Genomic DNA, 9638 nt, shown 5'->3' on the forward strand with positions numbered 1-9638 from the left:
GAGCGTATCCGCCCCGGCTCCCCCGGACAGCGTGTCATCCCCCGACAGCCCGGAGATCCCGTCATCGCCGCCGGTGCCCTGCAGCGCATCATGCCCGGCGGTGCCGTAGAAGCCGCCGCCGGGCAGGGTCTCGCCCAGCCCCTGGCGCTGCGGGAATTCGAACTGCAGCGCCGGGCCGAACACATCCTCCAGCTCCAGCCGCCCGCCGCCGTCCCGGGCCACCGCGATCCGCATGCCGCCGATCTCCAGGTCGATGCCATAGCTGCGGCCGCGGCTCTGCAGCTGGGCCGGGCTGTAAAGCCCCTCGAACAGCGACAGGTCGAGACGGTCCTCGCCGGGGGTGAAATCGCGCACGGTCACCGCCTCGGACACCGGGTCAGACACCGGGGCAATGACAAAGATATCGGCGCCCGCACCGCCGTTCAGCTCCCCGCCGCCCGCGCCCGAGACCAGCACGTCATCGCCGGCATGGCCGTACAGATCCGCCGCCCCCGCGCCGCCCTCCAGCACGTCATTTGCAGCGCCGCCATCGAGCCGCGCATCGCCTGCTCCGGCCTGGCGCACAATCCCCAGCTCCGCCAGCGGCAGGGTGAACCGGCTGATGCCGCCTTCCGCGCCCGACGCCGCAAAGACCTGCAGCTGGCCGCCCGCAACCACCGCCTCCAGCGCAGTGGCATTCTGCAGCCCCAGGCCGGGCATATGCTCCAGGCTCTGCACATGGATGAGCTCGCCGCCCCGGCTCAGGGTGAACAGGCTGAGACCGCCGTCATTGCCCGCCGCCAGCACCAGCAGGTGCTCCCCCGCCCGCACCGTCTCCAGCGCCGACACCCCGCCGAAGCGGGTCATCGTGCTGTCCTGCAGCTGCGCCCGGAACTGCAGCCCGCCCGCCGCGTCCACTTCAACCAGCGTCAGCGAGCTGCTGCCCGCCGCCCCCACCAGAGCCCAGGCCTTACCATCCATCTCAAAGCTTTCCAGCGCCGTGATGCCTGAGACAGACAGCCCCTGCCCCGCGCCCAGCACCGCCCCCGGGGTGAGCGCGCCGGTCGCCGCATCGGCGCTGTAGCCGCGCAACTCCCCGGCATCGGCTGCCAGCACCACCGCCCCCTCCGCGGTCTGCACCGTGGACAGCAGCGCCGATGCGCTCAGCTGATAGGCCTGCACACCGCCGCCCAGGCCAGCCTGCGCCTGCACCGCGCCATCCGCATCCAGCTGCCAGCCCTGCAAGCTGCCGCCCGCCAGCCCCACCGCATAAAGCGCCGAAGTGCCACCCGCCAGCTGCAGCGCCGCCACCGCGCCAAGCCCGCCCGCATCCGCGCCCGCCAGCGCCTGCTGTTGCTGGCTGCCCAGGCTGCCGCCGCTGCCCAGGGCGTAATAGCTGAGGCCGCCGCCGCTGGTCCCCTCCTGCAGCAGCCGCACATCCCCGCCGATCTCCGCCAGCTCGAAATTGCCGGTGCGCAAGGAGGCCTGGCCATGCAGCTGCTGGCCCGCCAGCTGCGGCACACCGCCGGTGCCGGACAGCTGCCAGCGGCTGATGCCGCCGTTCAGGCCGTTGATCGCATAAAGCGTGGCCTGGCCGTTCTGCACCGTGATCTCCAGATCGCGCAGATCGGTGCCGAAAATCATGTCGTCCGTGCCGAACCGTCCCGTGAATGCCAATGCCATCGTGCCGCTCCCATGCGCCGCTGAACCCGAAGTTGAACCTGGCGGGCACAGGCGGCGCAAAGCGGGCGGCAAATCGGGCAAAACCGGGGACATTGTTTACAGATTGAGGACAATTGCACGAACAGGAAGGGACTAAGCCGGGAACAGAGCAGGACCGTATCCGCCCTCTGCCGGGGTGTTGCGCAAGCAGCGTACGCCCCGTTAGCGCCGTCTTGACGCGGCTCTGGCACTCTGGGCGGCATCCCGTTTTCCCATGCCGGAGCCCCGCCGATGACCCAGGCCTCGCCGATTCTCGCCCTGCCCTACCTGATGCCGAGCCAGGCGCAGAAACATGTGACCCATAATGAGGCGCTGCAGATGCTGGATGCGCTGGTGCAGCTCAGCGCCGAAGCCTTCGATGCGGTGACGCCCCCCGCAAGCCCTGCCCCGGGCGAGACCCATGTGCTGGCATCCAGCCCGGCGGGCGCCTGGGCCGGCCAGGGCAACGCCATCGCCGTCTGGCAGGGCGAGGGCTGGATGTTCCTCTCCCCCCTGCCCGGCTGGCGCGCCTGGGGCATCGCGGAACAGGAGCTTAGGGTCTGGACCGGCAGCGCCTGGACCCTGCCGCCCGCCGAGACCCAGAACCTTGCCCATCTCGGGGTCGGCACCGCGGGTGACGCCGCCAACCCGCTGGCCGTCTCCGGCCCGGCAACCCTGCTGAGCCACGCAGGCGCCGGCCATCAGCTGAAGATCAACAAAGCCGCCAGCGCTGACACCGCATCGCTGCTGTTCCAGTCGAACTGGAGCGGCCGCGCCGAGATGGGGTTGGCCGGCACTGATGATTTTGCGGTGAAACTGTCAGGCGATGGCAGCAGCTGGAGCACCGCCCTGGCGCTGACATCCGCAGGCCGCGCAGGCCTCGGCACCGCCAGCCCGGCGGCGCATCTGGAGATCCGGGGCAGCAGCGATGATTACCTGCTGGCAGGCGATGGCGGCGCCAGCCCGGATTTCCGGCTGGGCGCCGACGGCAACGGCAGCTGCTCCGGCGCCTGGTCCGGCGGCGGCGCGGATTATGCCGAATGGTTCGAATGGGGTGACGGCAACCCCGAAGGCGCAGACCGCCGCGGCCTCTCCGTGGTGCTGGAGGGCGAAAAAATACGCCCCGCAAAAGCCGGCGAGGAGCCGATCGGCGTGATCAGCGCCAATCCGGCGGTGGTGGGCGACGGCGACATGGATGCATGGAAGCACCGCTGGCTGCGCGATCCCTACGGCGCGCTGCTGCGGGGTGCCGACGGCCGCCCGCAGCAAAACCCCGCCTATGATGCGTCACGGGTCTATGTGCCGCGCGCGCAGCGCCCGGAATGGGCGCTGGTGGGGCTGGTGGGCAAGCTGCGCCTGCGCCAGGGCCAGCCCGCTGGGGCCCGCTGGATCCGGATGCGGCAGGCGGGCCCGCAGATCGCGGAGTGGCTGGTGCGCTGAGCCCCCGGCTCAGAGCGGTGCGGCAAAAAACGCCGGTGCCGCTGCGCCCTTGTCCAGGCATTCGGCGAAACCGCGCGCCGCGTCCAGCGCTTCGCGGATGGTCACATCCATGTCCAAGTAACGGTAGGTGGCAAGCCGTCCCACAAAGGTGACGCCCTGTGTCTCCTCTGCCCGCTGCACATAGGCTGCCAGCAGTTCCTTCTCCTTCACCTGGCGGATCGGGTAGTAGGGAATGTCGCCGGGCTCTGCCAGGCGCGAGAACTCGCGGTAGAGGACCGAGCCCTCATGGCTTTCCCAGGGCGCGAAATGCTTGTGCTCGGTGATCCGCGTGTACGGCACCTCTTCCTCGCCGTAGTTCATCACCGCGCAGCCCTGGTAGTCGCCCTGATGGGTGAAGCGCTCGAAATCCAGCGTCCGGTAGCCCAGCCGCCCCAGCTCGTAGCCGAAGTAACCATCCAGCGGCCCGGAGTAGAACACATGATCGTATTCTGCCCCCATCTCCGGGGTGAATTCAGTCTCTAACTTGACCGAAATGCCCGGATGATCGAGGATTTTCCCGATCATCGCGGTATAGCCGTTCTCCGGCATCCCCTGGAACTGGTGGAAGAAGTAGTTGTCGTCGTAGTTGAACCGCACCGGCAGCCGCTTCAGGATCGAGGCGGGCAGCTCTGAGGGGTGCATGCCCCACTGCTTGATGGTGTAGCCCTTGAAAAACGCCTCATAGAGATCCTTGCCGACAAACCGCATCGCCTGCTCTTCGAAGGTCTCGGGATTTTCGATCGAGGTGTCGGCCTGCTCATTGACGATGAAGCCGTGCGCCTCTTCGGGGCGCATCGTCTTGCGGAAAAACTGGTTGATGGTGTGCAGGTTCACCGGCAGCGAGAACACTTCCTGCTCCCCCGAAAGCCCGCGGGTGGTCGATTTCACCCGGTTCTTGTAGGGCAGAAACGTCTCGAAGCGGTTCACATAATCCCACACTTCGGCGTCGTCGGTGTGGAAGATATGCGGGCCGTAGACATGCACCATCACGCCGGTGTCCGCGTCGCGCTCGGTGTGGCAGTTGCCGCCGATGTGGTCCCGGCTGTCGATCACGGTAACCGCGTGCCCGGCTTCGGCCAGGTGGCGGCCGATCACCGCACCGGAGAGGCCTGCACCCACCATCAGAAATTTGCCCGCCGTCATCTGTCTCATCCTCTCGCAGCCTTTGCCCCGCTTAAAGGCGATATTCCCCGGAACCGCAAGCCGGCCGGTCCGCTGACGGTGGAGCTTCGCCGGCCGCTTCGGTTGACAACGCGGGCGAAATCGGAGACCGACAACACTAACGGCACACCGCCCCGGGCTGCCTGTTTGCAGCTCCTCTCCTTGTAACGAGAATGAATGGCCTCTGGATGACACTGTACAGCCTGCAACACACCCTCGCACCGGAACGCGGCCAGCCCGAAGACCTCTACCTCAGGCTGCACAACCCGCAGCGGGGCTTCCAGGTGCAGGTTTCCCCGCCCGCTGCGGACGGCGGCCTCGACCAGCGGCTGAACAGCGGTGAGATCCTGTCCACCGACACATTCTTCGGATCCTTCTACCGCAGCTACTGGGAGGAATTCACCGCGCTTGAGGAGATTGCGGTAACCGTGCGCCTGCAGGGGCAGGCCGCCATCCGGGTGTTCGAGGACACCGGCCAGGGCGTGCGCATACTGCGCAGCGAAGAGATCGGCGGATCCGGCTTGCGGAGCTACCTGCTGCAGCTGCCGCCGCGGCCGCGCGGCCAGGCCGCGCCGCTGCAGCAGGCCAGCAGCCGCCTCTTCGTCGAAGTTGAGGCGCAGGGCCCCTGCCGCATCGCCGCCATTGCCTTTGCCACCCCTGCCCCGCCGCAGCGGCAGGCCACCCTCTCCATCGGCCTGTGCACCTTCAACCAGGAAGCCTATTTTGCCCGCACCCTGGAAAAGGTCGCCGCCCTGGCGCAGCAGCAGGAGGCGCTGCGCGCCGTCTATGTGGTCAACCAGGGCCAGCCGTTCCAGTCCCCCGCCATCCGCAGCCTGCTGGAGGCGCCGAAGGTGCACAGCATCCGGCAGCGCAACCTTGGCGGCTGCGGCGGTTTCACCCGCTCGCTGGACGAGGCGCTGAACGCTGGCGAGCCGGCCAGCCACCACCTGATGATGGACGATGACATCGTGCTTGATCCGCGCATGATCCTGCGGGCGCTGCGGTTCCTCGACTATGCCGCCCGCGACATCGCGCTCGGCGCCGGCATGCTGGATGCGATGCGGCCCTCGGTGATGTATGAGGCCGGCGCCTTCCTGCGCCCGGAAAACCGCATTGAGCCCTATTGCCACAATGTCGATCTCGCCGACCCCGCCCAGCTGCACTATTTCAACAAGCCGGCCGGCACCGACTACAACGCCTGGTGGTTCTGCATCCTGCCGCTGGAACAGTGCCGCGCCGCCGAACTGCCGGCGCCGGTGTTCATCCGCGGCGATGACTTCGAATACGGCCAGCGCCTGGCCGCCCGCGGCGTGCCCACGGTCACCCTGCCCGGCATCGCCGTCTGGCACGAGCCGTTCTACGCCAAGCCCTCGGGCTGGCAGGACTACTACGACCTGCGCAACCGGCTGATCTTCGGCGCCACCTATGCCGGCAAGGTGCGGCAATTGCCGCTGGCGCATGTGCTGGGGCTGATCACCAGCGCGCTCTTGACCCACAACTACATGGCCGCCGACCTGCGGCTGCGGGCGGTGGAGGATTTCCTGGCCGGGCCGGACACATTGTTCGCGGCCGATCCCGAGGACACCCACAAGGCGGTGATGGCGCTGGCCAAGGCCAATGCGCCGCAGAAGCTGGACAACGCGGAGTGGCAGATGCGCCCGCTCAGCCCCGGCGCCAAGCCGCCGCCGCCGCAGCGGATGCGGCAGCTGGTGCTGGCCCAGGCCGCCAGCCTCTTGCGCACCGGGCTTGGCCCGCACCGCCGCCGCGGCCGCCCGGTGCTGATGGACAGCGACGCCCATGTGCGCAACACCGCAGGCCAGGCCTATGTGCTCACCAACGGGCCGCGCAGCTTCCACCTGGAATTCATGCCCGACCGCGGCAAGCTGTGGCGCCGGATGCTCAAGACCCTGAAGCTGGCGCTGCGCTACCGCCGCGAGCGCGACAGCGCCGGCAGCCGCTGGGCCGGGCAGATCGCCCGCTACCGCAAGGCCGGCTGGTGGGCACCGGTGTTTGCCCGCCAGGACCAGGAGCCGCAGGCGGCCGGGACGCAGAAAAGAGCCGCCTGAAACGGGGGAAACCCCGTGCCGGCAGCACCGACCGAAACGCAATGCCACGGACAGCCACCCACGGACAGCAATGAGACTCTACATCTACACCATCCCCAAGGCCGGGACCTATTTCCTGGCCGACTTCTTCAGCCGCATCGGCTTTAACAACACCGGCTTTCACGTTGCGCGCAACTTTGTCCTCAACACCCGCAAGCTGGATCTCGGCACCAATGCCCGGCTCCCGGAAGAGGCCCGGGAAAACCAGCTGTTCACCATCACCCTGCAGCGGATGCGGGACGGCGACGCCGCCTTCGGGCATTTCCCGCTGCCGCTGCTGGGCTGGACCTACCCCGACTTCCAGCACGTCTGCGCCTACCGGCACCCGCGCAAGACCCTGATGTCGGAATTCGTCGATTTCCGGTTCCGCCGCGAAGACGTCCCCTGGCTGACCCGCAGCGCCGTGGCCGGTGACGCCGAGGCATTCTGCACCTACCTGGAGCGGCACGGCCCGGCCCATATGTCGATCTTCGCAGAAATGATCGGCAGCAGCCTGCTGCGCAACGAGCCGCTGTTCACCCGCCACAGCCCGGGGCTCTACTATATGCTGAACTTCGACCGGCTGCTGGAAGACCCGGAAGAAGCCGCCCGCCTCGCCACCGCCTTTGGCGCCAGCGCCAGCGACGGCAGGGCGGCCCGCGAGGCGACCCTGCAGGCGGAAACCAAGACCAAGACCACTGGCCTGGACATCGACCGCGCGGCGCTGTGGTCGCCGCGGGCCGAAGAGCTGTACCGGCAGCTGGAAGCCGAAGAATACGTGCGCCGCGCCCGCGAACTCGGCTGGGATCTCTAAGGCCAGGACCCGTTCATTCGCCAGCGCTTTGGCGCGGCTGCTTTGGCGGCAGCTGCGCCAAAGCGGCTTATTAGGGCCTTGTCAGGGCCTATCTCAGCTGCGCCTCATGCAGGGCGATGGCCTCTTCCAGGTCATCGAAATACTGCATCTTGCCGTTTTCCAGCACCATGCCCGCATCGCAGAACTGGCGCAGCTGCGGCATCGCGTGGTTGACCATGATGGCGCTGGCCTCCTTCATCCGCGCGGCAAACACCGCCTGGCTCTTGCGGCGGAAGGCGGCATCGCCCACCGCGGTCACCTCGTCGACCAGATAGGTGTCAAAGCGGATTCCCATCGAAGCGCCGAAGGTCAGCCGCGAGCGCATGCCGGAGGAGTAGCTGCGCACCGGCATATGGTAGAACTTCCCGAGTTCGGAGAAGTTTTCGACAAACCTCACCAGCTCCGCCGTGTCCACCCCGTAGATCCGGGCAATGAAGCGCACGTTCTCGGCGCCGGTCAGATCGCCGTGGAACGAAGTGCCCAGCCCCACCGGCCAGGAGATCGTGCCGTCCGACACCACCCGCCCCGAATCCGGGCGCATGGTGCCTGCGATGATCTGCAGGAGCGTCGACTTGCCGGCCCCGTTGCGGCCCAGCAGCGCCAGCGACTTGCCCGCGGGCAGCGTCAGGCTCAGATCGTCGATCACCACCTTGCGCTCGCCCTTGAGCCAGAAGCTCTTGGTCAGGTTCTCAAACCGGATCATTCCCCTGCCCCCTTGCGCCCTGCCCCTTGCGCACCGTCTCAGCTGCGGTCACGGACCGAATAATAGACCAGCGCCCCGATCGACCAGCTGAGCAGCAGGAACAGCCCGGCCAGGCCGCTCAGCATGAAGCGGCGCGGGTATTCGGACTCATCGGCCAGGGTCGGCTTGATATAGGCGGCCAGATACAGGCTCTGGCGGGCGGCATCGTCGCGCGCCAGCTCCAGCGCCGTCAGCGCCGCGCGGTAGACCTCCTCGGCAAACTCCCGGTCCACCGTGAGCCGCTCGAACTCGGAAATCAGCGTCGGGTAGTCCTCGCCCACCGCGCCGGTCTCGGTGTTGTCGGAGGCAAAGGTCTGGCGCTCGATGTCGATACGGTCGCGGATCACCCCGATCTTCTGCTGCGCGGCCTTCAGCCGCACGTCGCCGGGGGCCACGGTGCCGGCCAGCAGGTCGTATTCAATGAGCGCCTCGGCCAGCTGCTGCTGCAGGTTGTTCATCACCCCCATGCGGCCCTGGATGTCGGCCTCCGGATCGACAATGCGGGTGCGGGTGCGGAACCGGGTCAGCGCCTCGCGGGCTTCCTTCAGCCGCTCCACCGCCTCCGCCAGATCGGCTTCGGCATAACGCATCGCATCGGCACGGGCCTGCTCGTTGAGCGCGTTGATGCGGATCTGGCTTTCTTCCAGGATGGTGCGGGTGATGGCCTGCGCGGTCTCCGGGTCATAGGCGGTGACCTGCACCTCGATCAGGCCGGAGCTGCTGTCAAAAGCAATGCGTGCGACGCGCTGCCAGTACCAGGCCAGGTCCTCGGCGCTGGCCTCCGGCCACAGCGCAAAGGCCCAGTCGCTTGGCCAGCCTCGTGTGTAATGCGCCCGGAGCCCCACCTGCGCCTCCACCGCATTGACCATCTCCTGGCTCTGGATGAACTCGTAGAGGATATCGCTGTCGGAGGCATTGGAGGTGCCGGTGAAGGCGGCCAGCCCGCCCAGGAGGTCCTGGGCGCCGGAGTTTTCCTGGCTGCGCACGGTGAAGCCCGCGGTGGAGGCATACTGATCCCCGGCGAAGGCAAACAGGTAGATGACCGCCGCCGCCAGCGGCAGCAGCACCGCCAGCGCGAAGCTGGCGATCAGCCCCCGGTGGCGGGGCTGCATCCGCGCCGGGCCGGCCACCGGATAGGCCGCAGCCCGCGCCGCATCCAGCTCGGACCGGACCTGCCGGGCCTCGGCCTCGGCCCGTTCCGCCCGCTCGCGCATCTGCTGCAGCGGCGGCTTGCCGCCTGGGCCCGGCCCGGGCTTCGGTCCCTGCCCCGGTCCGGGCTTCGGTCCCGGTTTCGGCCCCGCGCCGCCCTGTCCCGCGCCGGGGCCCGGCCCCGGTGCCGCGCCGCCGCCGGGCTTGGGGCCCGGTTTGGCTTCAGGCTTGGGCTGGCCCGCTCCGGGGTCCGTCAGATGCAGCCGCCGCGCGGCCGGCTCCTGGCTGTCCTTGCCGGTCCCGCCCTGCGGGCCGGATCCGCCGGCCTGTGCCGCCTGGCTTTTCTGTGTCATGAGTGGCCTGTCCTGCTGCGCTGCTGTTTGTCACCGGCTTTTCTTTGCGCCATAGTACCGCCGCCGCACATGTAATCACAATGGGTATTCATGGCCAGCCTTCCTTCCGCCCCGGTCCCAGCCCCGGTTTCCCCGCC

The 9638-nt window shown here is 68.2% G+C and carries 7 protein-coding genes; 3 read left to right on the forward strand and 4 right to left on the reverse strand.

The window, feature by feature from the left end; genetic code table 11:
• Window positions 1-1662 (reverse strand): M10 family metallopeptidase C-terminal domain-containing protein (locus RA26_RS21790; RefSeq protein ID WP_039187535.1); only part of this gene is annotated, 1662 nt, incomplete at its 3' end.
• A gap of 270 nt (window positions 1663-1932) precedes the next feature.
• Here RA26_RS21790 and RA26_RS21795 point away from each other — a divergent pair.
• Window positions 1933-3120 (forward strand): peptidase G2 autoproteolytic cleavage domain-containing protein, encoded by a 1188-nt coding sequence (locus tag RA26_RS21795; RefSeq protein WP_039187536.1) that lies wholly within the window; start codon window positions 1933-1935, stop codon window positions 3118-3120.
• 9 nt (window positions 3121-3129) lie between these two features.
• Here the strand turns inward: RA26_RS21795 and glf are convergent, their stop codons facing one another.
• On the reverse strand, window positions 3130-4302 hold the full coding sequence (gene glf, locus RA26_RS21800; RefSeq protein ID WP_039187537.1) for a UDP-galactopyranose mutase: 1173 nt from the start codon (window positions 4300-4302) through the stop codon (window positions 3130-3132).
• A gap of 191 nt (window positions 4303-4493) precedes the next feature.
• Between glf and RA26_RS21805 the strand changes: the two genes are divergently transcribed.
• On the forward strand, window positions 4494-6386 hold the full coding sequence (locus RA26_RS21805; RefSeq protein ID WP_039187539.1) for a glycosyltransferase: 1893 nt from the start codon (window positions 4494-4496) through the stop codon (window positions 6384-6386).
• Between the two features lie 70 nt (window positions 6387-6456).
• On the forward strand, window positions 6457-7218 hold the full coding sequence (locus RA26_RS21810; protein ID WP_039187541.1) for a hypothetical protein: 762 nt from the start codon (window positions 6457-6459) through the stop codon (window positions 7216-7218).
• An 88-nt stretch (window positions 7219-7306) separates the two neighbouring features.
• Here RA26_RS21810 and RA26_RS21815 read toward each other — a convergent pair whose 3' ends face one another.
• A complete protein-coding gene (locus RA26_RS21815; RefSeq protein ID WP_039187543.1) occupies window positions 7307-7960 on the reverse strand; it encodes an ABC transporter ATP-binding protein in 654 nt (217 codons plus the stop codon).
• A 38-nt stretch (window positions 7961-7998) separates the two neighbouring features.
• Entirely contained in the window at window positions 7999-9501 is a 1503-nt protein-coding gene (locus tag RA26_RS21820) for a sugar transporter (protein ID WP_241482716.1), read from the reverse strand.
• Window positions 9502-9638 lie beyond the last annotated feature (137 nt).

The sequence above is a fragment of the Leisingera sp. ANG-M7 genome, assembly GCF_000813965.1.
Lineage (GTDB): Bacteria > Pseudomonadota > Alphaproteobacteria > Rhodobacterales > Rhodobacteraceae > Leisingera.

What these genes read in the sequence shown, in the direction of transcription:
- RA26_RS21795 (WP_039187536.1), top strand. Translation starts at nt 1,933, where the DNA reads ATGACCCAGGCCTCGCCGATTCTCGCCCTGCCCTACCTGATGCCGAGC.
- glf (WP_039187537.1), bottom strand. Translation starts at nt 4,302, where the DNA reads ATGACGGCGGGCAAATTTCTGATGGTGGGTGCAGGCCTCTCCGGTGCG.
- RA26_RS21805 (WP_039187539.1), top strand. Translation starts at nt 4,494, where the DNA reads ATGAATGGCCTCTGGATGACACTGTACAGCCTGCAACACACCCTCGCA.
- RA26_RS21810 (WP_039187541.1), top strand. Translation starts at nt 6,457, where the DNA reads ATGAGACTCTACATCTACACCATCCCCAAGGCCGGGACCTATTTCCTG.
- RA26_RS21815 (WP_039187543.1), bottom strand. Translation starts at nt 7,960, where the DNA reads ATGATCCGGTTTGAGAACCTGACCAAGAGCTTCTGGCTCAAGGGCGAG.
- RA26_RS21820 (WP_241482716.1), bottom strand. Translation starts at nt 9,501, where the DNA reads ATGACACAGAAAAGCCAGGCGGCACAGGCCGGCGGATCCGGCCCGCAG.